Source organism: Neorhizobium sp. CSC1952 (assembly GCF_030378245.1).
GTDB classification, from domain to species: domain Bacteria; phylum Pseudomonadota; class Alphaproteobacteria; order Rhizobiales; family Rhizobiaceae; genus Neorhizobium; species Neorhizobium oryzae_A.
The window spans coordinates 1,479,398-1,503,677 of sequence record NZ_CP128416.1 but is presented as its reverse complement, the minus strand read 5'-3'; the positions used below and the strand labels follow the sequence as shown (position 1 = coordinate 1,503,677).

The following is a 24,280-nucleotide window of genomic DNA, read 5'->3' as shown; positions in this document are numbered from 1 at the left end:
TCCGGCTTGGAAGCCGCCTTGCGGGCGAGAATGGCGGATGGAGAAAATTATTACAAACTTAAAATTTCTCTCTTGCAACCGGAAGGAAGCAGTGCTTTTCTGAACGAAAGGCGAAAAGCCGCTATGATAAAAAATGCATTGGGGAATTCAGACATGCTGGGACCGTCAGGCCATCAGGATACGTTTGCCCGCGACAATCTCCCCCCGTTCGATCAGTGGCCGGAGATCAGGCTCGAAGGCTTCGAATACCCGGAATGGGTGAATGCGGCGGTCGAACTGACCGATCGAATGGTGGAGAAGGGCTTCGGTGATCACACCGCCCTCATCGGCAACGGACGCCGCCGCACCTACAAGGAACTCGCCGACTGGACGAACCGCATCGCCCGTGCGTTGACCGAGGATTATGGTCTCAAGCCCGGCAACCGCGTTCTGATCCGCTCCGCCAACAACCCCGCCATGGTCGCCTGTTGGCTGGCGGCGACAAAGGCGGGTGCGGTCGTGGTCAACACCATGCCGATGCTGCGGTCCGGCGAGCTTGCGAAGATCATCGACAAGGCTGAGGTCTCCATGGCGCTCTGCGATACGCGCCTGATGGACGAGCTGGTGTCCTGCGCCAAGGAGAGCCGGTTCCTGAAACAGGTGATAGGCTTCGACGGCACGGCCAACCATGACGCGGAGCTCGATCGCGCGGCGCTGAACAAGCCGGTGCGCTACGACGCCGTGAAGACCGGCCGCGACGACGTGGCGCTGCTCGGCTTTACCTCCGGTTCCACCGGCGTGCCGAAGGCGACGATGCATTTCCACCGCGATATCCTGATCATCGCGGATGCCTATGCGAAGGAAGTGCTCGACGTGACGCCGGATGACGTCTTCGTGGGCTCTCCGCCGCTTGCATTCACCTTCGGTCTCGGCGGCCTTGCGGTCTTCCCGCTGCGTTTCGGCGCTGCTGCGACGCTTCTGGAGCAGGCGACGCCGCCGAAGATGATCGAGATCATCGAGACCTACAAGGCGACGATCAGCTTCACGGCCCCCACCGCCTATCGCGCCATGCTGGCGGCAATGGATGCCGGTGCCGATCTCTCCTCGCTTCGCATCGCCGTTTCGGCCGGCGAGACGCTGCCCGGCCCCGTCTTCGAGGAATGGGTGAAGAAGACCGGCAAACCGATCCTCGACGGTATCGGCGCCACCGAAATGCTGCATATCTTCATTTCGAACCACCTAGGGGATGCCAGGCCCGCCTGCACCGGCAAGCCGCTGACCGGCTACGAGGCGATCGTCGTCGACGACGACATGAACGAGGTTCCGCGCGGCACGATCGGCCGGCTGGCGGTCAAGGGGCCGATCGGCTGCCGGTACCTGGCCGACGAGCGGCAGAAGGATTACGTCAAGGGCGGCTGGAACATCACGGGCGATTCCTTCGTGCAGGATGAAGACGGCTATTTCCACTTCGCCGCCCGCTCCGACGACATGATCATCTCCGCCGGCTACAACATCGCCGGGCCTGAGGTGGAAGCGGCCCTTTTGAAGCACGAGGCGGTGCTGGAATGCGCCGTGATCGGCGTGCCGGACGATGCCCGTGGCATGATCGTTGAGGCGCACGTCGTTCTCGCGAATCCTTCGGCTGCCTGCGATGCCCTGGCGAAACTTCTCCAGGAGCATGTGAAGAGCGTCATCGCGCCGTATAAATATCCGCGCTCGATCGTCTTCGCCGAGGCTCTGCCGAAGACCGAATCCGGCAAGATCCAGCGTTTTCGGCTGAAGCGGAAACTGTCGGCGTAACCATGTTTCCTTGCGGTTGAATTTGGCCGCATGTGCGGAGTGGAAGTTTCCACGCAAATGTGGAAGGTAATGAAAACCTTCGGCGGATCGCTGGCCGCCGTCGGAAAAATGAAAAATATGGGAACGACACAACAACAAACGGGAGTTCGTCACATGAAGAAAATGCTTGCTGCTGCCACGCTGGCGCTGAGCATGAGCACCTCCGGCCTCGCTTTCGCCGAACCGCTGAAGATCGGCATGATCACCACGCTTTCGGGCGGTGGCGCCGGCCTCGGCATCGATACGCGCGACGGCTTCATGCTGGCGATCAAGAATTCCGGCAACAAGGACATCACCGTCGTCACCGAGGACGACGCGCAGAAGCCGGAACTCGCCGTCCAGATCGCCGACAAGATGATCCAGAGCGACCAGGTGGATATCCTGACCGGCATCGTCTGGTCGAACCTTCTGATGGCGGTGGCTCCGAGTGCGGTCGCACAGGGCAAGTTCTATGTTTCGACCAATGCGGCCCCGGCCGCGCTTGCCGGGGCCAACTGCAACAAGCTTTATTTCAACGCCGCCTATCAGAACGACAACCTGCACGAGGCGATGGGCGAATACGCCAACCGCGCTTACAAGAAGATGTTCATCCTCGCCCCGAATTATCCGGCCGGCAAGGATTCCCTGACCGGCTTCAAGCGTTACTACAAGGGCGAACTCGCCGCCGAAGTCTATACCCAGGTCGGCCAGACGGACTATGCCGCCGAGATCGCGCAGATGCGCGCTTCCGGCGCCGACGGCATCTTCGTCTTCCTGCCCGGCGGCATGGGCATCGCCTTCATGAAGCAGTTCGCCCAGTCGGGCGTGAACATTCCGGTCATGGGCCCGGGCTTCTCCTTCAGCCAGGACGTGCTGCCGGCGATCGGCGACGCTGCGCTCGGCGCAAAGGCCTCCGGCCAGTGGGCTCCGGATTTCGACAATGAGGCCAGCAAGAAGTTCCTGGCCGACTTCCAGAGGGAATACAATCGCCTGCCGTCGATCTACGCCGTCCAGGCCTATGACGCCGCGCAGCTCATCCTGTCGGCCGCCGCCAAGGCGAGCGTGAAGGACGCCGATGCCTTCGGTGCGGAACTCAAGAAGGCGGACATCCAGTCGCCGCGCGGCAATTTCAAGTTCAACATCAACCAGCATCCGATCCAGGACATCTACCTGACGGAAGTGATCAAGAAGGACGGCGTCCTCACCAACAAGACGGTTGAGAAGATTTTCACCGACCATGGCGACGCCTATGCCAAAGACTGCAAGATCTAAGGTCTTCTCGTGACCGTTGCACTTGCTCTCGAGCAGTTGCTCAACGGCCTGCAGCTCGGCGTCATGTTGTTTCTCATGGCCGCCGGGCTGACGCTGATCTTCGGCGTCATGGGCCTGATCAACCTCGCTCACGGCTCGCTCTACATGGTCGGCGCATTCGCCTGCGCGGCGACGGCGGCCTGGACCGGTTCGTTCTGGATCGGTCTGGTCGCGAGCCTCATCGCCGCGGCGGCGGCCGGTGCGATCGTCGAGCTCGTGGTCATCCGCAGGCTTTATGATCGCGATCACCTCGACCAGGTGCTTGCGACCTTCGCGCTGATCCTGATGTTTTCGGAAGGCATGCGCTGGCTGTTCGGCTCGTTTCCGCTTTATCTGGATATTCCTCCGCTGCTGCAGGGTGCGGTGCCGCTTCCCGGCGGCACGGAATATCCCGTCTATCGCCTGGCGATCATCGCAGCGGGTGCCCTGGTCGCTTTCGGGCTCTACCTGCTGATATCCGGGACGCGGCTCGGCATGCGCATCCGCGCCGGCGAGAGCGATCGCGAGATGATCGGCGCCCTCGGCGTCGATATCCGCACGCTCTATACGGTCGTCTTCGCGCTCGGCGCGGCACTCGCAGGTTTTTCCGGCGCCATGGTCGGTGCCATCCAGTCGGTACAGGTCGGCATGGGCGAACCGGTGCTGATTCTTGCCTTCGTGGTGATCGTCATCGGCGGCATCGGCTCGATCAAGGGCGCTTTGCTCGGCGCGCTGCTGGTCGGCGTCACCGATACGATGGGCCGCTTCCTGCTGCCGAAGCTGATGGCGCTCTTCGTCCCTCCGGCTCAGGCCGGCATGATCGGCGGCGCGGCCGCCTCGATGCTGATCTATATCGTCATGGCGGTCATTCTGGCGGTGAAGCCGCGCGGCCTCTTCCCGGCAGCACATGCGTGAGGTCGGAATGCTGAGCCGCGAAAACCTCGTCAATCTCGTTCTGGCTGCGGCTCTGCTGGCGGCGCCGCTGGCCGCCAATGCACTCGGCCAGCCTTTTTACGTGACGCTGGCGACCCGTATCGCCATCCTGGCGCTCGCCGCGACCGGGCTGAACCTGGCGCTGGGTCTCGGCGGCCTCGTCTCCTTCGGACACGCGGCGTTCTTCGGGATCGGCGGTTATGCCGCCGGCATCCTGGCGACGCACGGTTTTTCGGGGGACCCTCTGATCTTCGGTCTGCCCGGAACGAACCAGATGTGGGTGATCTGGATCGTCGCCGTGGTGGTTGCCGGCCTGGTCGGGCTGGCGATCGGCGCGATCAGCCTCCGCACATCAGGCGTCTATTTCATCATGATCACGCTCGCCTTCGCGCAGATGGTCTATTATTTCGCAGTCTCCTGGCCGGCCTATGGCGGCGAGGACGGGCTGTCGATCCTCGTCCGGAACCAGTTTCCGGGCGTCATGACCATGCGGCCCCTGAGCTTCTTCCTGATCTGCTATGTGATCCTGTTGATTGGTATCGGCCTCTTCGCGCTGATCCGCGCCTCGCGGTTCGGCTCCGCCCTGCAGGCGGCGCGGCAGAACGAGGTGCGCGTCGCGACCGTCGGTATCGAGCCCTATCGTATCCGGCTGACGGGCTTCGTCATCTCGGCGATGATGACGGGCCTGGCAGGCGCACTGTTTGCCGATCTAAACCGCTTCGTCAGCCCGTCCATGCTTTCCTGGCACATGTCGGGGGAACTGATCGTGCTGATCATCCTCGGCGGCGCTGGCCGGCTGTTCGGGCCGTTGGCGGGTGCGGCGCTCTACGTCGCCTTCGAATATGCGCTCGGCGGCTTGACCGAACGCTGGCAGTTCTTTCTCGGCCTGATCCTGCTCGTTGTGGTACTCTTCGCCCGTGGCGGCCTGCTTGGGCTTCTTGCCGGAAAGGCCAGACATGGTTGAGCCGGTCCTTCAGATTTCCAACCTCGTGAAGAATTTCGGCGCGCTCCGGGCGACCGACGGGGTGACGCTCGATCTTCGCCCCGGCGAAATCCATGCGCTGATCGGCCCGAACGGTGCCGGCAAGTCGACGCTGATCCATCAGATCTGCGGCACGCTTCGGCAGGATTCAGGCTCGATCCGCTTCGCGGGGGAGGATGTCGGGGCGTTGAGCGTCGCCGGGCGCGCCCGGCTCGGCCTCGGCCGCACCTTCCAGGTCTCGTCGCTGGCGCCGGAATTTTCCGCGCTTCGCAACGTCATGCTGGCGGTGCAGGCGAGGGAGGGTTCGAGCTTCCGTTTCTTCAAGCCCGTGATGCGCGACAAGGGCCTGATCGACACGGCCATGGCAATGCTGGAACGCGTCGGGCTCACGGCCCGTGCGCGCATCCCCGCCGCCGAGCTCTCGCATGGCGAACGCCGCCAGCTCGAAATCGCCATGGCGCTCGCGCTGCAATCGAAGGCCTTCCTGCTGGACGAGCCGATGGCCGGCATGGGCCCGGAGGGCTCGAAATCGCTGACGCGCTTTCTCGATACGCTGCGGAAGGAAGCGCCGATCCTTCTGGTCGAGCACGACATGGATGCGGTCTTCGCGCTCGCCGACCGCATCTCCGTGCTCGTCTACGGCCGCATCATAGCGACCGGCACGGTGGAGGAGATCCGCCGCGATCCCGCCGTGCGCACCGCCTATCTCGGAGATCACGCCTGATGCTGCTCGACGTCGCGAAGATCGAAGCATTCTATGGCGCGAGCCAGGCGCTGTTCGGGGTCGACCTCTCGGTGGCGGAAGGCGAGGCCGTGGCGCTGATGGGCCGCAATGGCATGGGCAAGACGACGACGATCCGCGCCATCTGCAATCTCACCCCCCCGAGGGCCGGTAGAGTGAAGATCGGCGGTGTCGATATAAGAGGCAAGCGGCCGCATCACGTGGCGAAGCTCGGCATCGGCCTTGTGCCGGAAGGCCGCCGTTGCTTTCCCAATCTCACCGTGCGCGAAAACCTCGTAGCCGCCGCCCGGCCGGGCACATGGACGCTGGAGCGCGTCAACGAACTTTTCCCCCGCCTTGAAGAGCGGCACGCACAGATGGCGCGGTCGCTTTCCGGCGGCGAGCAGCAGATGCTCGCGATCGGCCGCGCGCTGATGACCAGTCCGCGCCTGCTGATCCTCGACGAGGCGACCGAGGGCCTTGCCCCGGTGATCCGGCAGGATATCTGGAAAGCCATACGGCGGCTGAAGGAGGAAGGCCTTTCGATTCTTGTGGTGGACAAGACGCTTTCGGAGCTTTTGCCGGTTGCGGATCGCTGCGTCATTCTGGAAAACGGAAAGAGCGCCTGGAGCGGCAAGCCCGCCGACCTGACGAGCGAACTGCAGGATCGATATCTCGGGGTGTAAACGATGGATGGAGAAGCGGCGAGCGCCGATCTGGAACTGATCGCCCACGGCCCGCACGGGAAGAACAAGCCTGAAACGCGGCTGTGGTTGCGCATGCTCTCCACGACCAAGCTGATCACTACGGAAATCCGCCGCCGGCTGCGCGTCGAGTTCGGCGCGACGCTTCCCCAGTTCGACCTGATGGCGCAGCTCTATCGTGAAAAGGACGGCTTGAGGCTCGGCGAACTTTCCAAGCGCACGATGGTCACCAACGGCAATGTCACCGGCCTGGTGGAAAGGCTGGAGGCGGACGGTCTTGTGCTGCGGGTAACGCCTGATGGAGATCGCCGCGTCACCGTCGCCAAGCTGACGCCGCGGGGAACGGAGCTTTTCGTCGCGATGGCGGCGGCCCACGAAGGCTGGCTGCGCGACATCATGGCGGATGTCGATCCGGCGGCGATCGCCTCATTGTGGTCGGATATCGGCGCGGTGAAGGCATCCGCCAGCAACCATCTTTCCGGCAGCGCCTTCGAATAGTAAGGCTCGTCCGGGCGCGGAACGAATTCGGGGTGAAAGATGGCAGACCTGCAGGCGATCGTCGACGAGATCCACGAGGAGCTGACGCCGCGGCTCGGCGAAGGCAAGGTCGCCGATTACATTCCGCAGCTCGCCCATATCGACCCGAAGAAATTCGGTATGGCGATCGTCACCGTCGATGGCGAAATACATACGGCCGGCGATGCCGAGGTGCCCTTTTCGATCCAGAGCATTTCCAAGGTCTTCACCCTGACGCTGGCGCTCGGAAAGCATGGAGAAACCACCTGGAACCGCGTTGGCCGCGAGCCATCCGGCTCGGCCTTCAATTCGATCGTCCAGCTGGAGCATGAGGAAGGCAAGCCGCGCAACCCCTTCATCAACGCCGGTGCGATCGCCGTGAGCGATCTCGTGCTTGCGGGACATACGCCGCGCGAGGCGATTGGCGAGATCGTCCGTTTCGTGCGTTATCTTGCCGATGACGAGACCATCGCCATCGATCCCGATGTGGCGAAGTCGGAGCAGGCGACAGGTTACCGCAACTTCGCGCTCGCCAACTTCATGCGCTCCTTCGGCAAGCTCACCCACCCGGTGGAGCATGTGCTGGGCGTCTATTTTCATCACTGCGCACTTGCCATGACCTGCACGCAGCTTGCCCGGTCCGGCCTTTTCCTGGCAGCATCCGGACGCAACCCGCTGACCGGGCACACCGTCGTATCCCGGCAGCGGGCACGGCGCATCAACGCGCTGATGCTCACCTGCGGCCATTATGACGGGTCGGGGGATTTTGCCTATCGCGTCGGCCTGCCGGGCAAGAGCGGCGTCGGCGGCGGCATCCTGGCCGTGGCGCCGGGCAAGGCATCGGTCGCGGTCTGGTCGCCTGGCCTCAATCGCAACGGCAATTCTTTGCTTGGCTCGCTGGCCCTGGAAATGCTCACGACGCGCACCGGCTGGTCGGTGTTCGGGCCCTGATTTCGAGCAAATAACAAAGGGCGGCACCGCCGGCGCCGCCCCTTTTACGTCTCCGCCTTACTGCCTCGGAAGGCTGAAGGCGATGATGTAGTCGCCGCGGTCCGGCGACTGACGCGACCCGCCCGCGGAAACCACGACGAACTGCCGCCCGCTTTCCGGCGAGATGTAGGTCATCGGGGTCGCCTGCGCGCCGACCGGAAGGCGTGCCTTCCAGAGCTCCTGACCTGTGCGGACGTCGAGTGCGCGAAGGTAGTAGTCCTGGGTACCGGCGTAGAAGACGAGGCCGCCGGCCGTCGTCGTCGGGCCGCCGAGCGACGGCATGCCGACCGGGAGCGGCAGGCCCGTCTTCATTCCAAGCGGACCCGTATCCTGCAGGGTGCCGGCCGGAACCTGCCAGACGAGCTGGCGGGTCTTCAGGTCGATCCCCGAGATCGTTCCGTAGGGCGGCTGGTGGCAGGGTACGCCGAGCGGCGACATGAAGCCGTTCTTCCAGGCGGCATAAGGCGTGCCCGTCTGGCTCGAAAGGCCGTCGTGGGCGGCAGCGCCGCCGCGGCCTTCGACCTCGGCCTGCGGGATCAGCTGCACGAATTGCGGCATGCGGATGTCGTTGACGACCAGCATCGCATTCGCTTCGTCGATCGACGCGGAACCCCAGTTCATCCCGCCGTAATAGCCCGGCATGATGAGCGAGACGTCGGTGCCCGGAGGCGTGAATTCGCCTTCGTAGCGCATCTTCTTGAACTCGATGCGGCAATAGAGCTGATCCCACGGGGTTGCGCCCCACATCCGGGCTTCCGTGAACGGCTCGGTGCCGATCGACGGCATGCCAGTCGAATAGGGCTGGGTTGCGGAGACATGGTCTTCCGGAACGCCGCCCGTCTGCGGAACCGGCTTTTCCTCGACGGTTGCGATCGGCTCGCCGGTTTGGCGGTTCAGCATGAAGATCTGGCCGCGTTTGGTGATCTGGATCAGCGCCGGCTGGGTGCCGCCGTTGCCGTCCGGAACGTCGTAGAGCGCCGGTTGCGAGGGAACGTCGTAGTCCCAGATGTCGTGATGGACCGTCTGGAATTTCCAGCGTTCGCGGCCGGTGGCGATGTCGAGGGCAACGACCGAAGCGGAATATTGCTCGGCCGCTTCCGAACGATGCGCGCCGAAGAAATCGGGCGTTGCGTTGCCGGTCGGCAGGTAGACGAGACCGAGCTCGTCGTCATAGGCGGGCGTCGACCAGACGTTCGGCGTGCCGCGCGTATAGCTTTCGCCCTCGGGCGGATAGCGGGTAATGTTCGGGTTGCCGAGATCCCAGGCCCAGGCGAGCTCGCCGGTACGGGCGTTGAAGGCGCGCACGGCACCGGAGGGCTCGTTGACCTCGCGGTTGTCCCAGACCCAGCCGCCGACGAGGATGAGGTCGCGCATGACGGTCGGAGCGGATGTCTGGAAGTAGAACCCGTCCTTGACCTCGCCCATGCCGTCACGAAGGTTGACCGTTCCGCCATTGCCGAATTCGGCGCAGGGCTCGCCCGTCTTGGCGTCGAGCTCGATCAGCCGGGCATCGATGGTCGTCATGACGATGCGCGCGGCGCATTGGGCCGGTGTGGCAGGCGCGACCGGTGCGGCGGGAGCCGCCTGCGCCGGCGGTGCTTCGGGAGTAGGGGCCGCAAGTGCCGGAGCCGTCGGATCGGCCGGTGCCGCAGGCGCTGCCGGGGCCGGTTCCGCCGGCTGCACGGCGGCGGTGACCGGCGGTTCGTAATAGCTCACGCCGCGGCAACGCTGCCAGACGGGAGACTTCGCCTGCGGATCGAATTTCCAGCGGACCTCGCCGGTTTCGGCATTGAGCGCGTGAACGATGTTGTGCGCGGTGCAATGATAGACGGTGTCGCCCACCTGAAGCGGCGTATTCTGGTCTTCCGCGCCCTTTTCCGCGGGATCGCCGGTCCGGAAGGTCCAGGCGACTTCCAGGTTCTGGACGTTGTCGCGATTGATCACATCGAACGGCGCATAACGCGTCCCGTGCGGCGTACGTCCGTAATGGCGCCAATCGGAAGCGGAACCTTCCGCGGCGGCCTGGCCCTGCGGAGCCGGAACCTCGGCCACTTCGTTACGGATGACCTGATGAGGCTGGAAAGCCAGATAACCGGCGCCGACGAGGCCGAGCGCCAGGATCGCGGCGATGCCGAAAGGGACGGCCTTCGAGGAAGGGCCGCTCGCCGGGAAGAGGGGAGCAAGCAATGCGACGACGATCGCCAGCACGGTCGGCGCGACGATGCGCGGGACGAGCGGCCAGAAATCGAGGCCGGCTTCCCAGAGAGCCCATGCAATGGTGGCTATGTAGAGGAGCGCGAAGAGCCAGACTGCAGCCTTCCTGCGCAGGAAGAAAAGAATGCCGACGATGAGGAGTGCGGCGCCCGCAAGCGCATAATACCAGGAGCCGCCGAGCGTAATGAGCTGAATGCCTCCGGCGAGCAGGGGCAGGCCGCCGAGAAAGACGAGTATGCCGACGATTTTGAGGAGCCAGCCGCCGGAGCGGGCGGTCTGTGGAGAGGATGATTGTAAGGACATAGCGATTCCCATTTGCAGGCGTTCGCCGGAGAAGTGGCGAAGAGGACCGGAAAGGACTCAAAAAGAATCGGCCGGGCGGCCGATATTCGGCCTTGGCGGAAGCGGGCTGACAGATGCCGGAAAGCTGAGTAACTGGCAGGTGATAGCCGTTTTCGGAAAGGCCGATAACGCACATAACGCCATTCTAAATTATGGCAAGAATGAGATGGCCATTTTTTTGCCTTAATGCCCACCTTTGCGGCTCGAAATAAAAAAGAGGGGCAGTTTCCGACCCCTCTCAGCTTGATGACAAACCGTGCTTCTTACTTGGCGTCATCCTCGGCCTGGTGCCGAGGATCTATAAACGTCAATGGCTTGCAGATGCTCGGGACAGGCTCGAGCATGACGATCAGAGATTTTCGAACCTTTGTCAGCAGTCTCAGAGGGGTAGTTTCCTGCCCCTCTTTTTGCCGTCCGTGGATCGGATCAGTCCTCGCTGGCTGCCATCTGCGAGAGCACTTCGCCGCGTCCGCGAGCACGGAGAATCAGCGGAACGACGAGTGCCAGCGCCGCAAGCACGAGCAGCACGGCGGCGATCGGCGAGGTGAAGAGCACTGTCACGTCGCCCTGGCTGATCGCCAGCGCACGGCGGAGCTGCTGTTCGGCGAGCGGCCCGAGGATCAGGCCGACGACGACCGGCGCGATCGGATAGCCGAAGACGCGCATCACGTAGCCGAGCAGGCCGAAGGTGAGCAGCATGCCGAGCTCGAAGACGGATGGGTTGGCGCCGATCGTGCCGAGCGTCGCGAAGAGCAGGATGCCCGCATAGAGCCACGGCTTCGGAATGGTCAGCAGCTTCACCCACAGGCCGACGAGCGGCAGGTTCAAGACGAGCAGCATCAGATTGGCGATGAGCAGCGACGCGATCAGGCCCCAGACGAGCTGCGGGTTGGTCGCGAAAAGCAACGGGCCTGGCTGCAGGCCGTATTGCTGGAAGCCGGCGAGCATGATCGCCGCGGTCGCCGTGGTCGGCAGGCCGAGGGTGAGAAGCGGCACCAGCGTGCCTGCCGCCGAAGCGTTGTTGGCAGCTTCCGGGCCGGCCACGCCTTCGATCGCCCCGTTGCCGAATTCCTCCGGATGCTTCGTGAGGCGCTTCTCGGTCGCGTAGGAAAGGAACGTGCCGATTTCGGCACCACCCGCCGGCATGGCACCGATCGGAAAGCCGATCGCGGTGCCCCGCAGCCACGCTTTCCACGAGCGCGCCCAGTCCTGGGCATTCATCCAGACCGATCCCTTGACGGCTTCCACCTTGTCAGGCCCCTTGTCGCCCTGGGCGGCGATGAACAGCGTCTCGCCGATCGCGAACATGGCGACCGCCATGGTCGTCACCTCGATGCCGTCCAGCAGGTCCGGAATGCCGAAGGAGAGGCGGTTCTGGCCCGTGAGCTGGTCGATGCCGACGATCGAGAAAGAGAGGCCGATGAAGAGGGAGGTCAGGCCGCGCAGCGTGGAATCGCCGAACGCCGATGAAACGGTGACGAAGGCGAGCACCATCAGCGCGAAATACTCGCGCGGTCCGAAGACCAGTGCCAGCCTGACGATGTAGGGCGCGATGAAGGCGAGCAGCAGCGTGGCGATCAGACCGGCGACGAAGGAGCCGATCGCCGCCGTTGCCAGCGCCGGCCCGCCGCGCCCGTTGCGGGCCATCTTGTTGCCCTCCAGCGCCGTCACGATCGAGGCACTCTCACCCGGCGTGTTGAGCAGGATCGAGGTGGTCGATCCTCCATACATGCCGCCGTAATAGATGCCGGCGAACATGATCAGCGAGCCGGTCGGGTCGAGCCTGTAGGTGACGGGCAGAAGCAGCGCCACGGTGAGCGCCGGGCCGATGCCGGGCAGCACGCCGACGGCGGTGCCGAGCGTCACGCCGATCAGTGCATAGAGGAGGTTCATCGGCTGTGCGGCCGACATGAGCCCCTGCAGAAGAAATTCGAATGTGCTCATAATCTTACTCTCGTGGCCCGATCACCAAAACAGACGTTCCAGCGGACCCGCCGGAAGCGAGAGCTGCAACATGCCTGCGAAGATCAGCCAGATGACGAGACAGAGGACGATGCCGACCGGAATGGTGATCCACAGCTTGCGCTTGCCGAAGCCGGCGGCCGTCAGCCCGAAGAGAACGCCGGTGGCGATCGAAAAGCCGGCGAGACGCAGAAGCAGCATCTGTGCCGCGAGGCCGGCGACGATCCAGACGACCGGGCCGAGCTCCTGCTTCTCGCGCTCCGGAAAGTCGCGGCGGAAGGCGGCGACCACGGTCCAGATCGCAAGGCCGATCAGCGCGAAGCCGATCCAGTCCGGAATGGTCGCAGGACCCACCTGCGAATAGCCGGCCATGCCTTTGAGCCGCGACACGTCGACGAAGATCACGGCGGCGATGGCGACGAGGACGGCGGCAATGGCAAGCGCCGCCCCGTCGGGGCGGCGCTGTTCGGCGGTCGTTTTGTTGTTGTCGAGGCTCATTTGACCAGTCCGATGTCCTTCAGGACGGCTTCGGTGGCGGAAACGTCCTTGGCGAGCTGTTCTTCGAAGGCGGGACCGGCGAGATAGGTATCGGCCCAGCCCTTGGTCTTCAGCGTCTCCTGCCAGGTCTTGGACGTGGCGAGCTTTTCGACATCCGCCAGAACCGTGGCTTTCTGTTCGTCGGTCAGGCCCGGAGCCGCAGCGACCATGCGCCAGTTCTGGAGCACCACGTCGAAGCCGGATTCCTTCAGCGTCGGTGCATCGATGCCTTCCACCTTGGCGTCGGAAGAGATGGCGAGCAGGCGCAGCGTGCCGGCCTTCACCTGGGATTCGAATTCGCCGTAGGACGAGACGCCGGCGGTCACCTGGGCGCCGAGGATGGCGGCCAGCGCTTCGCCGCCGCCCGAAAACGCGATATAGTTGATCTTGGTCGGATCGACGCCGGCAGCCTTGGCGAGCAGGCCGACGAGAATGTGGTCGGTGCCGCCGGCCGAACCGCCGCCCCAGGAAACGGCACCCGGATTTTCCTTCAGCTTGGCGATCAGGTCTCCGATCGTCTTGATGTCGGACGAGGCGGGGACGACGATTGCTTCGTATTCGCCAGTAAGCCGGGCGATCGGGGTGACGTCCTTCAGCGTGACCGGCGAGTTGTTGGTGAGGATCGCGCCGACCATGACGTAGCCACCGACCATCAGGGCGTTCGGATTGCCCTTCTGCTGACTGGCGAACTGGGCGATGCCGATCGTGCCGCCGGCGCCCGGGACATTGATGACCTGCACGTTGTTGGAGATCTTCTCCTGCTGGAGCGCGGTCTGCAGCGAACGGGCCGTCTGGTCCCAGCCGCCGCCCGGCGCTGCCGGAGCCATGATCGTGTAGTCGGCCGCAGCAGCCGGCAAGGCGAGCGCACCCGTAAGCAGGGAAGCGAGGAAGAAATGTTTCAAGGGTCGATCCTCCGTTGGCGTCTTCGGCGACGCGAATGTTTCTTTTGGCGAAACGATAGATGGAACGGTCGGCAAGAACAGCCGGCCCGAAGCCCTCCCGTCGTTGATCGGGTCCCCGCCTCCGAACGGGGCCGATTAGACCTAAGCCAGCATATGAAGCTGACATCTACCTGACATTTTTCGCGAGGCCGGTTTTTGACAAGGGGTAAGAGGCTGCGTCTCTCGAAATTTATCCTATTGCAGCCTCAAAACCTCGTTCCAGCGGGAAATCAGCCGCGCCCGCTTCACCTGGTCGAGATAGACCATCAGGCCGAGGCTCACCGGGACCGGCTTCAACTGCCCGCCGAGCATCTCTCTCAGCGTCGTCGCCGTATTGTTGCCCGCGACCTCCGGGCTGACGGCGGGAATCTGCAGTTCGCGCGCCATGATGGTCTGGCCTTCCTTCGACATGAAGAACTGCAGATAGCGCTTGCCGAGATCCGGCGCGGCAGCCGCCTGCGGCACGAGGCCGATGCGCGACATGACCACGGTATAGTCCTTCGGCAGCACGATGCCGACATCCGGATGGCGCGAGGCCCAGTCGGCGGCATAGGAGCCGAGGATGTTGTAGCCGAGCAGGAAGCGGCCATCGGCGACGCGCTCCAGGATCGCCTGGCTGGTGGAGTAGAGCTTCACGCCCGCCGCACCCATGGCCCGGATCACCGACCAGATGTCGCTGAATTGCTCCTGGTCCCGCGACATGAAGAGGAAGCCGACGCCGGAACGCTCGATGTCGTAGGTGCCGATCCGCCCGTAGATCGCATCGCCCTGCTTCTGCAGGAATTCGACGAATTCCGCCCGGGTCGAAGGCGGGGCCACGTCCTTGAAGCTCGGCTTGTGATAGACGAAGACGGCCGGTTCGAAGGTGAGGGCATAGGCCGTGTTGCGCCAGTTCGCCCAGGCGGGCCATTGGCCGCTCATCGGCAGGTCGCTACGTTGCGCGTATCCGTCGTTGGCGAGCTTCACCTGCAGGTCCATGGCTGAGGAAAAGGCGAAATCGGCCGTTTTCTGGCCGGCATCAGTTTCCCGCACGATCCGGTCGTAGATCTCGCCCGTCAGCATGTCCTCGTAACGCACCGCCACATCCGGATTGGCGGCTTGAAAACCGGCGATCATCGGTTTCGCGAGCGGCTCGTCGAGAGACGAATAGACCGTCAGCAGCCCCGCATCTTCCCGGCCGGAAAGTGCCGGAAACAGCGTCGTACCCGCGGTCGCCATGCCGGGCGAGAGGACAAGACAGAAGAAGAGGAGCGGGAGCCTTTTCATGGGCGCACAATAGCCCCACGCCCAGTGCCGCGACAAGCCGATTGGGAGGACGTGTTACATCTCCGTCACGATCGCCTGGATGCAACGTCCGACCGCTTGCTTTCCGATCCGCTGCCATTACCTGTGGGCGGTCTTCTACGCCGGAAAGCCGGCAACCGCTCCGCAACAAAGGTCAGAACCCATGTCGCTCTCGCTCTACGACATCACCGTACCGGTCTTCATCCGGGCTTTCGGCAATCTCACGGAAATCCTGAAGAAAGGCGAGGCTTTCGCCGACGAGAAGGGCATCGCACCCAGGGAACTCCTGGAGACGCGGCTGATTGACGACATGTATCCGCTGACCGCGCAGATACAGCGTGCCAGCGACACGGCGAAATTCGTCCCCGTCCGCGTCGGCCGGATAGAGAACTTGCCGATGGCCGATGACGAGGTCACCTTCGCCGATTTGCATGCCCGCATCGACAAGACCGTCGCGTTCCTGAAAAGCGTCGATCCGGCCAGCATGGCGGAACGCGAAGACGCCGAAGTCGTCGTGAAGACCCGCAGCAGCTCGACCACCTTCACGGGCAAGAGCTATGTGCTCGGCTTCGCACTGCCGAACTTCTATTTCCACGTCACCACGGCCTATGCGATCCTGCGCCACAAGGGCGTTCCGGTCGGCAAGATGGATTATATCGGCCGCTCGCAATAACCATGGCCTCAACGTATTCGTGACTTCCCCGTCCGCCGCCTATAGACTGGCGAAAAAGGGAAACATCGGGTGCGTATTCTTCTGGTGGAGGACAATCAGGCGCTGGCCGAGGGGCTGGCGGCTATCCTGCGCGGCAGCGGTTATGCGGTCGATGCGGTGGCCGACGGCGCTTCGGCCGAGGCGGTTGCCGCCGCCGAAGCCTACGATCTCGTCATACTCGACCTGAACCTGCCGGAAATGGACGGGCTCGACGTGCTGCGCGCCATGCGTGCGCGGCAGAACAAGGCGGCCGTGATGATCCTGACGGCCCGGGGCACGCCGGAGGAGCGGGTGAAGGGTCTCGATCTCGGAGCCGACGACTACATGATCAAGCCCTTCGACATTTCCGAGTTCGAGGCGCGCATCCGGGTGCTGCTGCGCCGGCACGCGGGGCTGAGAAGTTCGATCGTCAGCTATGGCGGCGTCACCTTCGACCTCAATTCCCGCACCTTTTCCAGCCACGGGACGCCGCTCGACATTCCGGCTCGCGAAGTCGCTCTTCTGGAGCTGCTCTTCCTGCGCGCCGGCAAGGTCGTCTCCAAGGATGCGATCATGCGCTCCATGACCGGCTTCGACGACGATCTCTCCGCCAATGCGATCGAGCAATATGTGAGCCGCCTGCGCCGGCGTCTGGCGTCGCATGGGCTGACGGTGAAGACGGCCCGGGGCATCGGCTATTATCTCGAGACCGTGGCCTCCGTCTCATGACGCCCGCAGCCGCCTATTCGTTGCGCCGCCGGCTGCTCGCCTGGCTGCTCGCCTCGACCGCGGTGATCGGCTCGGCTGCCATGATCGACACCTGGGACGAGGCGGTCGACACCGCGAACGAGGTCTCGGACCGTGTGCTCGCCGGGTCGGCGCTGGCGATCGCCGAGCGGGTGATCGTGTCCGAGAACGGTTCGCTGGAGGTCGATATCCCCTACGTGGCTCTGGAGATGCTGACCTCGGCCGCTCAGGACCGCGTCTTCTACCGGGTCGACGGCCCGCCCGGCACCTTCATCACCGGATACCAGAACCTGCCGTCGATCCCGCGCCGCGAAGGACAGGCGGCGGCCTTCGAAAACGCCACGTTCCGCGGTGAGCCGATCCGGGTTGCCGCGCTTGCGCGATCCGCCTCGACGGGCATCAATTCCGTGCCCTTCATCGTCACGGTCGCGGAAACGACGATCGCCCGCCAGCAGTTGACGCGCACGATCCTGATCCGCTCGGCACTGCGCCTGCTCTTCATGATCGCCGGTGCTGCGGTGATCGTCTGGGTGGCGGTGACGCTGTCGCTCCGGCCGCTTTACCGCTTCAGCGAGGCGATCGCCGAGCGCAGCCCCGACGATCTCCACCCGATCGGCGAACGCGTGCCGAACGAGGTGCAGGGCCTCGTCGATACGGTCAATTCCTTCATGGTTCGGCTCGAAGGAGCCCTTGAGGCGCTCCGGCATTTCACCGGCAATGCCAGCCATCAGCTTCGCACGCCACTCGCCATCATCCGCACCCAGCTTGCGCTGGCGGGTCGGGCAAGCGAACTCGACGAGGCGAAGGAGGCGGCGCGCAAGGCGGACGAGGCGGTGGCGGACGCCGAACGCATCCTGGCCCAGCTCCTGCTGATGGCGAAGATCGACGCCGCCACCCGTTCGGCCTCGATGCAGCGGATCGACCTGACGGCGCTGGCGCAAGGCGCGACCGCCGATCATGTGCCGCTCGCCGCAGAGGCCGGCATCGATCTCGGCTTCGAGGGCGAGGATGAGGTTGCGGTTTCCGCGGAGCCGCTATTGATCGGCGAACTCCTGAAGAACCTGATCGGCAACGCACTGCTCTATGCCGGCAGCGGTGCGGAAGTGACGGTGCGCGTTACAAAGGACGGCGGGACTGCGGTGTTGGAAGTCGAGGATGACGGGCCGGGCATACCGCCGGAAAGGCGGGCCTCTGTGCTGAAGCGCTTCGAGCGCGGCGACCGCACCGACAAATCCGGTACGGGTCTGGGTCTGCCGATCGTCGAGGAGATCGTTCGCTTGCATGGAGCGACCTTGACGCTTGTGGATGGCCGAGAGGGCAGGGGATTGAAGGTCGAAATACGGCTTCCGATAGCCGGCTAATTTTATCCCTGATGCACTCTTTGGCCGCCGATCCAGGTGCTTTTCATGCCCAGATCGTCGGTGAGGATGACGAAATCCGCATCGTAACCGGGTTTTAGCGCCCCTTTGCGGTCGGCAAGCCATGCCGCCTCTGCCGGATAGGCGGATGCCATGCGCAGCGCCTCTTCGAGCGGCAGTCCGAGCGTTTCGTGTACGAAACGAACCGACGTGATCATATCGATATCCGCGCCGGCAAGCGTGCCGTCGGCGAGTGTCAGCCGTCCGTTCCGGCGCAGGATCTCCCGGCCGTTCAGCGTGAAGCTCTTCATGTCCGTACCGATCGGCGACATGGCGTCGGTGACGATGAAGATCTTGCCAGGCCCCTTCTTGGCGCGGAGCGCCACGCCCATCGAAGCCGGATGGACATGAATGCCGTCGGCGATGATCCCGGCATGAAGCGATCCGATATCGAGGGCTACGCCCACCACGCCGGGCTCGCGGTGACCGAGCGGGCTCATGGCGTTGAAGAGATGCGTCACCGTCCGCGCGCCGGCTTCCGCATAGGTCTTGACGGTCTCGTAGGCCGCATCCGTATGGCCGAGGCTTACCATGAAACCGGCTTCCGCGAGCCGCACCACCTGCTCCGGTGTGACGCTCTCCGGCGCGACGGTGATCATCATCGCATCGAACTTGCCGCGGCAGGAGAGCATGAGCTCGATGTCCTTTTCCTCCATCGGCCGGATGAGCTTCGGATCGTGGGCTCCCTTGCGGGCGACGGAGAGATGCGGGCCTTCGAGATGCAGCCCGAGGAACCCCGGCACGCGCTCCGCTTTCGCTCGCTTGCCCGCCTCGATGGTCTTCGCGGTGATCTCGAACGCGTCGGTGATCAGCGTAGGCAGCAATCCGGTGGTGCCGAACCTGGCATGCGCGGCACAGATTGTTGTGAGCCCCTCGACCGTCGGCTCCTCGTTGAGCAGCACGCCGCCGCCGCCGTTCACCTGCAGGTCGATGAAACCAGGGACGATCATCCCGCCGCCGGCATCGATCGTTTCGAGGCCGGAAGGCAACCGGTCCGCGGCTTGGAGCGCCTCCACGTTGCCGTCCGCAAGAATGAGCGCGGCATCGTCATGCCAGAAGGTCCCGTCGAAGATCCGGGCGCCGGTGAGGGCCTTGCGAGTCGTCATAGGGTTTCGGTCACTTTCTTCAGAGCCACAGGCGCATCCGGGTTGAAGCCCTTGGCACGCGACCAGGCTTCCACGAACCCGTAGAAGGGCAGGATCAGCGCCAGCGCGTCGGTGATCGGGTGGGGGGTCGCGACGAACGGCAGCTTGCGGGCGGCCTTGACGTTGTCGGAGGTGGCAAAGACCAGAGCCCCCTTGGCTGCAAGGTTTTCGGCAATCTCGACGGCCGAGGATTCGGCTGCGTCGCGCGCCGCGAAGCTAACGATCGGGAAGCGTTTTTCCACCAGCGCCACGGGGCCGTGCAGCACTTCCGCCGCCGAATAGGCCTCCGCATGCATGTTGGAGGTCTCCTTGAATTTCAGCGCCGCTTCGCTGGCGATCGAAAGCGCCGGGCCGCGGCCGAGCATGTAGAGCGACTCCGCATCGCCGAGTTCGCCTGCAAGTTCGCCCCAGTCGAGCTTGACCGCTTTTTCGAAATGCGAGGGCAGATCGCGAACGGCGGCTTTCAGGCTGTCGTCGCCGACCCATTCGGAGAGTATGGCAAGCCCCGCGACGATCGAGTTGACGAAGGACTTGGTTGCCGCCACGGCGAGTTCCGGGCCGGCATTGATATCGACCGCGTGGGCGGAGGCGCTGGCGATCGGCGAGGGCAGGGTATTGGTGAGCGCGATCGTCACTGCGCCGGCCTTGGTCGCAGCCTCCGCCATCGCCACGATATCGGGGCTCTTGCCGGATTGTGAAATCGCGATCGCCGCGCCGCCGTCGAGCTTCAGCTTTGCGCCGTAGATCGAGGCGAGCGACGGGCCGAGCGAGGCGACCGGCCGGCCGGCCGTCAGCTCGACCGCGTACTTGATGAAGGTTGCGGCGTGGTCGGAAGAGCCGCGTGCGATGGTGATCAGAAAGGCGGGGTCCTTGGCACGGAGCGCCAGGCCGGCCGCCGCAAGCTCCGCCGCCGACCGGTCGAGCAGCCGGGCCGTCGCCTCGGGTATCTCGTTGATCTCCTGCCGCATATGGGTCTGCATCGTCTTGTCCTCGAATTTGTCAGTTTCCGCTGAGCGAGAGCTCGGCCACGAAATCATAGGCATCGCCGCGATAGAGCGAGCGGGTGAGCTCCACCACCCGGCCGGAGGCCAGATAGGAAACCCGTTCGATCGAAAGCCCTGCGGCGCCCACCGGAACGGCTAACAGCCCGGCATCCGGGTTCTTCATATTGCAGGCGGATATCCGTTGTATGGCGCGCACCGGTCGGGCATTCTTCTTTTCCAGTTCCGCATAGAGCGAATTGGTGACCATCGAAGGATCGGGCAGGAATTCGGCGGAAATGCTGGCGCGCTCGATCGCGAGCGGCATATCGTTGGCGATCCGCAGGCGGCCGATACGGGCGACCCTGGTCCCGGGCGCCAGCCCCAGCATCATCATCTCTTCGGGCGACGGATGGAACAGGCCGCGTTCCAGCCATTCGGATTTCGTCACCAGCCCGCGCCGCGCCATATCCTCCGTGAACGAGGTGAGCTTCGTCAGGGGCTGCTCGACGCGCGACAAGGGCTTGACGACAAACGTGCCGGAACCGTGCTTGCGGGTGAGCAACCCGTCCTTGACGAGATCGTCCACCGCCTTGCGCACCGTCACACGGCTGACGTTGGCATAGTCGGCAAGGTCGCGTTCGGCCGGAAGCGCATCGCCGTGTCCTAGCTTGCCGGAACGGATCGCCTCCTCCAGCGTCTGGCGGAGCTTGCGATAAAGCGGGCCGGTCCCTGCCGATTGCAGGCTGTCGAGCGGCAGGATGGTGGACAGCGTCTCGTTCATGCCCGCGCCTCCCCCGTCGTGCCGTACGTCTTGACGGCAAGCGCCACGGCGCCGGTCAGCGCATCCGCCAACGGTTCCGACAGCCGCACACGGTGCCGCTCGGCAAGATATCCGGGGTAAAGGGAAGCGAGGCCGCCGAGCAGGCAGAGCCGCCCCTTGCCTTTGGTAACCGCATTCACCGCATCGAGCGCCTCGTCGATGTTCTCGGCACCGGCTTTCAGGATACGGATCGCCGCCTCGTCGCCCTGTCGCGCGAATTCGAAGACCTTCGGCGTATGGCGGCCGAAATCGCCGGGTTTGGCTAATCGGGCGAAGTCCACGACGGCTTCGGGATTGTTGCCGAATTCGGCGAGGATCGCTTTCGAAAGGCCGGTCATCGGGCGGATGTTGTCATAGGCGAGCAGGCTTTCCTGCAGCGCAAGCTGGCCGAGCCGCGCGCCGCTGCCGAGATCGCTCACCTGGAAACCCCAGCCGGCGACCGAATGAAGCTTGCCTTCGTTGCGGGCTATATAGACGGTTCCTGTTCCGACGATGCCGATAGCGCCGTCTTCGTCGCCGATCGCGCCTTGCAGGGCGATGACGCCGTCGGAGACGATATCCGACTGCCTGAAGGGAAGTCGCGCCGTCACGTAGTCCACCGCATCGCCGACATTGTTGCCGGCGAGCCCGAGGACGGCGGAGGCGGAGGAAAGGTCCGGCTCGAGCCCAGCCTCGATGAAGGCGAGCCGCGCGGCCTCCGCGATATGCTTCAGGGCCGTATCCGGATCGGTCAGGATATTGGAGGCGCCGCTTTTTCCCCGGCCGAGAACCGTGCCGTTTCCGTCAGCCAATGCCGCACGGCAGCTTGTTCCGCCGCCATCGATTCCGATAAAATAAGCCGCCATGGATACCTCCATTTCGGATAATACCAAAAAAATACCATTAACCAAGGCCGATTTCCAGATTTCAGATCGGTGCTCCGTATACAATTGAAAAATAAAGAATATTTCCAGAATGGCTGTAACACTTAGGCGATCCGTTCATAAAAGTTAATTTTCCTTCTGGACAATTGGTATTTTTTTGGCATCATTTTGGTAGAGGGAGAAGCGGATGAGCAGCAACGCCACCGAAGCGAGACATGGGAAAGCGGAAGGGCTCGACACGCTCGCGCCCGCCGAGATCCTGCGGCTCCTGGCATCCGGTCAGCAGGAGGCGGCGAAGGCCGTCGACAGTGCCGTCCCATCCATTGCAAGGGCGGCCGATCTGGCGGCTGCAACATTGAGATCCGGCGGGAAGCTGGTTTATGCCGGCGCCGGCAGCGCGGGTCTCGTGGCGATCGCCGATGCGCTCGAACTGCCCGGAACCTATGGGATCGCACTCGGACAGATAGCTGTCCTGTTTGCGGGAGGTCTTTCCGGCACTGTCGATCTGCCCGGCGGGCCGGAAGACGACGCCGCACTTGGCGTACGCGATGCGGGCATCATAGCCGCGGCGGATTGCGTCATCTGCGTCTCGGCCAGCGGCTCGACGCCTTATACGCTCGCGATTGCCGAGGTCGCGAAGGCGCGCGGTGCGAAGCTGGTGGCGATGGCCAACAACGCCGGTGCCAGGTTGCTGGAAGGCGCCAACGTGGAGATACTGCTCGAAACGCCGCCGGAAGTGGTCGCGGGTTCCACCCGCATGGGAGCCGCCACCGCCCAGAAGATCGCCTTCAACATGCTGTCCACCTTGACCGCGATAAAGCTCGGGCACGTGCACGATGGCCATATGGTCAACCTGCGCGCCGATAACGACAAGCTGCGCATCCGCGCCGCCCGCATGGTGGCGGAGATCGCGGATATCGGTTTCGATGAGGCCCGTGCCTGGATGGAGGCCGCGGACGGTTCCGTGAAGGTCGCCGTATTGCTCGCCGCCGGTGCGGCCGATGCCGATGCCGCAAGGGCGCTGCTCGCGCGTTCCGGCCAGGTGCTGCGTACGGCGCTCGATGAATTGCAGGCAAAGAAGAGTTCCATGAAACGCGCCTGAAGGCGCAATAGAGGGAGAACATCATGACCCGCATCTTGAAAGGCATGCTTTTTGCCACGACCGTGCTCGCGCCTGCGGGCATGGCGCTCGGGCAGGACGCCCAGCTCACCATCGAGAGCTGGCGCAACGACGACCTGCCGATCTGGCAGGAGAAGATCATTCCGGCCTTCGAAGCGAAGAACCCGGGCATCAAGGTGACCTTCGCTCCGATGGCGCCGACGGAATACAACTCCGCCGTCAACGCCAAGCTGGAAGCAGGCACGGCGGGCGACCTCATCACCTGCCGTCCGTTCGACCTGTCGCTCGCCATGTTCCAGAAGGGCCAGCTCGCTTCGCTGAACGACCTGCCCGGCATCGAGAACTTCTCCGACGTCGCCAAGTCCGCCTGGACCACCGACGACGGCAAGACCACGTTCTGCGTGCCGATGGCCTCTGTCATCCACGGCTTCATCTACAACAAGAAGGCCTTCGAGGACGTCGGCGTCGAGGTGCCGAAGACCGAGGACGAGTTCTTCGCCGTACTCGAGAAGTTCAAGCAGGACGGCAATTACATTCCGCTCGCCATGGGCACCAAGGACCAGTGGGAAGCGGCCACGATGGGCTACTACAACATCGGCCCGAACTACTGGAAGGGCGAGGACGGCCGCAAGGCCCTGATCGCCGGCACCGAGAAGCTGACCGATCCGCAATGGGTCGAGCCCTACGCGACGCTCGCCAAGTGGAAGCCCTATCTCGGCGACGGTTTCGAGGCCCAGACCTATCCGGACAGCCAGAACCTCTTCACGCTTGGGCGTGCAGCGATCTATCCGGCCGGCTCATGGGAAATCGCGCCGTTCAAGGCGCAGGCCGATTTCGAAATGGGCGCCTTCCCGCCCCCGGTGAAGAAGGCGGGCGACGCCTGCTACATCTCCGATCATAACGACATCGGCCTCGGCCTCAACGCCAAGGGCAAGAACCCGGAAGCGGCGAAGAAATTCCTCGCCTGGGTCGCCTCGCCGGAATTCGCCGAGCTCTATGCCAACGCTCTGCCGGGCTTCTTCAGCCTGAACTCGACGGCGGTGAAGATGAATGACGAACTCGCCCAGGAATTCGTCTCCTGGCGTGAGAACTGCAAGACGACGATCCGCCCGAGTGCGGCCATCGTCGGCCGCGGCCAGCCGAACCTCGACCTCGAAATGTGGCGTGTCTCGGCCAACGTCATCAACGGCACGGAAACCCCGGAACAGGCTGCGGCAGAAACCCAGAAGGGCCTCGACAGCTGGTACAAGCCGGCGAAGTGAGCCGTTCCATCTCGAAGA

The 24,280-nt window shown here is 63.9% G+C and carries 22 protein-coding genes; 13 read left to right on the top strand and 9 right to left on the bottom strand.

Annotation, left to right across the window (positions count from 1 at the left end; genetic code table 11):
- Positions 1-153 precede the first annotated feature (153 nt).
- From QTA58_RS07740 to QTA58_RS07705, 8 genes are all read left to right on the top strand, one after another.
- Positions 154-1,779, top strand: coding sequence for an AMP-binding protein (locus tag QTA58_RS07740; RefSeq protein WP_289672316.1), 1,626 nt, complete (start codon positions 154-156; stop codon positions 1,777-1,779).
- Positions 1,780-1,932: 153 nt separating this feature from the next.
- Complete coding sequence (locus QTA58_RS07735) at positions 1,933-3,069, top strand: ABC transporter substrate-binding protein (RefSeq protein ID WP_289672315.1); 1,137 nt, start codon at positions 1,933-1,935, stop codon at positions 3,067-3,069.
- Positions 3,070-3,078: 9 nt separating this feature from the next.
- Entirely contained in the window at positions 3,079-4,002 is a 924-nt protein-coding gene (locus QTA58_RS07730) for a branched-chain amino acid ABC transporter permease (protein WP_289672314.1), read from the top strand.
- A gap of 7 nt (positions 4,003-4,009) precedes the next feature.
- Positions 4,010-4,984: a branched-chain amino acid ABC transporter permease gene (locus tag QTA58_RS07725; RefSeq protein ID WP_289672313.1), complete on the top strand. Its 975-nt coding sequence runs from the start codon at positions 4,010-4,012 to the stop codon at positions 4,982-4,984.
- Positions 4,977-5,726 (top strand): ABC transporter ATP-binding protein, encoded by a 750-nt coding sequence (locus tag QTA58_RS07720; protein ID WP_289672312.1) that lies wholly within the window; start codon positions 4,977-4,979, stop codon positions 5,724-5,726. Before QTA58_RS07725 ends, QTA58_RS07720 begins: the two co-directional genes overlap by 8 nt.
- Entirely contained in the window at positions 5,723-6,409 is a 687-nt protein-coding gene (locus tag QTA58_RS07715; RefSeq protein WP_289673056.1) for an ABC transporter ATP-binding protein, read from the top strand. The genes QTA58_RS07720 and QTA58_RS07715 overlap by 4 nt, the downstream gene beginning before the upstream one ends.
- 3 nt (positions 6,410-6,412) lie before the next feature.
- Complete coding sequence (locus QTA58_RS07710) at positions 6,413-6,925, top strand: MarR family transcriptional regulator (protein WP_289672311.1); 513 nt, start codon at positions 6,413-6,415, stop codon at positions 6,923-6,925.
- A gap of 39 nt (positions 6,926-6,964) precedes the next feature.
- Positions 6,965-7,894, top strand: a complete 930-nt coding sequence (locus QTA58_RS07705; protein WP_085421854.1) for a glutaminase — start codon at positions 6,965-6,967, stop codon at positions 7,892-7,894.
- Positions 7,895-7,951: 57 nt separating this feature from the next.
- Here the strand turns inward: QTA58_RS07705 and QTA58_RS07700 are convergent, their stop codons facing one another.
- From QTA58_RS07700 to QTA58_RS07680, 5 genes are all read right to left on the bottom strand, one after another.
- The gene (locus tag QTA58_RS07700; RefSeq protein ID WP_289672310.1) at positions 7,952-10,450 is read right to left on the bottom strand and encodes a membrane-bound PQQ-dependent dehydrogenase, glucose/quinate/shikimate family; all 2,499 of its coding nucleotides are present in this window, start codon (positions 10,448-10,450) and stop codon (positions 7,952-7,954) included.
- A 465-nt stretch (positions 10,451-10,915) separates the two neighbouring features.
- Positions 10,916-12,433 (bottom strand): tripartite tricarboxylate transporter permease, encoded by a 1,518-nt coding sequence (locus QTA58_RS07695; RefSeq protein ID WP_085421856.1) that lies wholly within the window; start codon positions 12,431-12,433, stop codon positions 10,916-10,918.
- Positions 12,434-12,454: 21 nt separating this feature from the next.
- Positions 12,455-12,949: a tripartite tricarboxylate transporter TctB family protein gene (locus tag QTA58_RS07690; protein ID WP_289672309.1), complete on the bottom strand. Its 495-nt coding sequence runs from the start codon at positions 12,947-12,949 to the stop codon at positions 12,455-12,457.
- Positions 12,946-13,890 (bottom strand): tripartite tricarboxylate transporter substrate binding protein, encoded by a 945-nt coding sequence (locus tag QTA58_RS07685; RefSeq protein ID WP_289672308.1) that lies wholly within the window; start codon positions 13,888-13,890, stop codon positions 12,946-12,948. Before QTA58_RS07685 ends, QTA58_RS07690 begins: the two co-directional genes overlap by 4 nt.
- A gap of 234 nt (positions 13,891-14,124) precedes the next feature.
- On the bottom strand, positions 14,125-15,147 hold the full coding sequence (locus QTA58_RS07680) for an ABC transporter substrate-binding protein (protein ID WP_289673054.1): 1,023 nt from the start codon (positions 15,145-15,147) through the stop codon (positions 14,125-14,127).
- A gap of 229 nt (positions 15,148-15,376) precedes the next feature.
- Between QTA58_RS07680 and QTA58_RS07675 the strand changes: the two genes are divergently transcribed.
- The 3 genes from QTA58_RS07675 to QTA58_RS07665 all read left to right on the top strand — a co-directional run bounded on the left by QTA58_RS07675 (position 15,377) and on the right by QTA58_RS07665 (position 18,012).
- Positions 15,377-15,886, top strand: coding sequence for a DUF1993 domain-containing protein (locus tag QTA58_RS07675; RefSeq protein ID WP_289672307.1), 510 nt, complete (start codon positions 15,377-15,379; stop codon positions 15,884-15,886).
- 69 nt (positions 15,887-15,955) lie between these two features.
- The gene (locus QTA58_RS07670) at positions 15,956-16,633 is read left to right on the top strand and encodes a response regulator transcription factor (RefSeq protein WP_085421861.1); all 678 of its coding nucleotides are present in this window, start codon (positions 15,956-15,958) and stop codon (positions 16,631-16,633) included.
- Positions 16,630-18,012 carry a sensor histidine kinase gene (locus QTA58_RS07665; RefSeq protein ID WP_289672306.1) on the top strand — a complete coding sequence of 461 codons (1,383 nt, stop codon included), beginning with the start codon at positions 16,630-16,632 and terminating at the stop codon, positions 18,010-18,012. The genes QTA58_RS07670 and QTA58_RS07665 overlap by 4 nt, the downstream gene beginning before the upstream one ends.
- A 2-nt stretch (positions 18,013-18,014) precedes the next feature.
- On the opposite strand, the gene nagA is transcribed toward QTA58_RS07665, so the two are convergent.
- Genes nagA through QTA58_RS07645 form a run of 4 tightly spaced genes read right to left on the bottom strand, consistent with a single transcriptional unit; the run spans position 18,015 to position 21,862 of the window.
- Entirely contained in the window at positions 18,015-19,175 is a 1,161-nt protein-coding gene (gene nagA, locus QTA58_RS07660; protein WP_289672305.1) for an N-acetylglucosamine-6-phosphate deacetylase, read from the bottom strand.
- Positions 19,172-20,194, bottom strand: coding sequence for an SIS domain-containing protein (locus QTA58_RS07655; RefSeq protein WP_289672304.1), 1,023 nt, complete (start codon positions 20,192-20,194; stop codon positions 19,172-19,174). Before QTA58_RS07655 ends, nagA begins: the two co-directional genes overlap by 4 nt.
- Before the next feature lie 19 nt (positions 20,195-20,213).
- Positions 20,214-20,978 carry a GntR family transcriptional regulator gene (locus tag QTA58_RS07650; protein WP_289672303.1) on the bottom strand — a complete coding sequence of 255 codons (765 nt, stop codon included), beginning with the start codon at positions 20,976-20,978 and terminating at the stop codon, positions 20,214-20,216.
- Positions 20,975-21,862, bottom strand: a complete 888-nt coding sequence (locus tag QTA58_RS07645) for an N-acetylglucosamine kinase (protein WP_289672302.1) — start codon at positions 21,860-21,862, stop codon at positions 20,975-20,977. Before QTA58_RS07645 ends, QTA58_RS07650 begins: the two co-directional genes overlap by 4 nt.
- Positions 21,863-22,067: 205 nt before the next feature.
- On the opposite strand from QTA58_RS07645, the gene QTA58_RS07640 reads away from it, so the two are divergent.
- Entirely contained in the window at positions 22,068-22,982 is a 915-nt protein-coding gene (locus tag QTA58_RS07640) for an N-acetylmuramic acid 6-phosphate etherase (protein ID WP_289672301.1), read from the top strand.
- A gap of 23 nt (positions 22,983-23,005) precedes the next feature.
- Entirely contained in the window at positions 23,006-24,262 is a 1,257-nt protein-coding gene (locus QTA58_RS07635; RefSeq protein WP_289672300.1) for an ABC transporter substrate-binding protein, read from the top strand.
- Positions 24,263-24,280: the final 18 nt, after the last annotated feature.

Excerpts from the sequence above, each read along its gene's own strand:
- QTA58_RS07740 (WP_289672316.1), top strand. The coding sequence starts at position 154 with ATGCTGGGACCGTCAGGCCATCAGGATACGTTTGCCCGCGACAATCTC.
- QTA58_RS07735 (WP_289672315.1), top strand. The coding sequence starts at position 1,933 with ATGAAGAAAATGCTTGCTGCTGCCACGCTGGCGCTGAGCATGAGCACC.
- QTA58_RS07725 (WP_289672313.1), top strand. The coding sequence starts at position 4,010 with ATGCTGAGCCGCGAAAACCTCGTCAATCTCGTTCTGGCTGCGGCTCTG.
- QTA58_RS07720 (WP_289672312.1), top strand. The coding sequence starts at position 4,977 with ATGGTTGAGCCGGTCCTTCAGATTTCCAACCTCGTGAAGAATTTCGGC.
- QTA58_RS07710 (WP_289672311.1), top strand. The coding sequence starts at position 6,413 with ATGGATGGAGAAGCGGCGAGCGCCGATCTGGAACTGATCGCCCACGGC.
- QTA58_RS07705 (WP_085421854.1), top strand. The coding sequence starts at position 6,965 with ATGGCAGACCTGCAGGCGATCGTCGACGAGATCCACGAGGAGCTGACG.
- QTA58_RS07700 (WP_289672310.1), bottom strand. The coding sequence starts at position 10,450 with ATGTCCTTACAATCATCCTCTCCACAGACCGCCCGCTCCGGCGGCTGG.
- QTA58_RS07695 (WP_085421856.1), bottom strand. The coding sequence starts at position 12,433 with ATGAGCACATTCGAATTTCTTCTGCAGGGGCTCATGTCGGCCGCACAG.
- QTA58_RS07690 (WP_289672309.1), bottom strand. The coding sequence starts at position 12,949 with ATGAGCCTCGACAACAACAAAACGACCGCCGAACAGCGCCGCCCCGAC.
- QTA58_RS07680 (WP_289673054.1), bottom strand. The coding sequence starts at position 15,147 with ATGGCGACCGCGGGTACGACGCTGTTTCCGGCACTTTCCGGCCGGGAA.
- QTA58_RS07675 (WP_289672307.1), top strand. The coding sequence starts at position 15,377 with ATGTCGCTCTCGCTCTACGACATCACCGTACCGGTCTTCATCCGGGCT.
- QTA58_RS07665 (WP_289672306.1), top strand. The coding sequence starts at position 16,630 with ATGACGCCCGCAGCCGCCTATTCGTTGCGCCGCCGGCTGCTCGCCTGG.
- nagA (WP_289672305.1), bottom strand. The coding sequence starts at position 19,175 with ATGACGACTCGCAAGGCCCTCACCGGCGCCCGGATCTTCGACGGGACC.
- QTA58_RS07655 (WP_289672304.1), bottom strand. The coding sequence starts at position 20,194 with ATGCAGACCCATATGCGGCAGGAGATCAACGAGATACCCGAGGCGACG.
- QTA58_RS07650 (WP_289672303.1), bottom strand. The coding sequence starts at position 20,978 with ATGAACGAGACGCTGTCCACCATCCTGCCGCTCGACAGCCTGCAATCG.
- QTA58_RS07645 (WP_289672302.1), bottom strand. The coding sequence starts at position 21,862 with ATGGCGGCTTATTTTATCGGAATCGATGGCGGCGGAACAAGCTGCCGT.
- QTA58_RS07640 (WP_289672301.1), top strand. The coding sequence starts at position 22,068 with ATGAGCAGCAACGCCACCGAAGCGAGACATGGGAAAGCGGAAGGGCTC.
- QTA58_RS07635 (WP_289672300.1), top strand. The coding sequence starts at position 23,006 with ATGACCCGCATCTTGAAAGGCATGCTTTTTGCCACGACCGTGCTCGCG.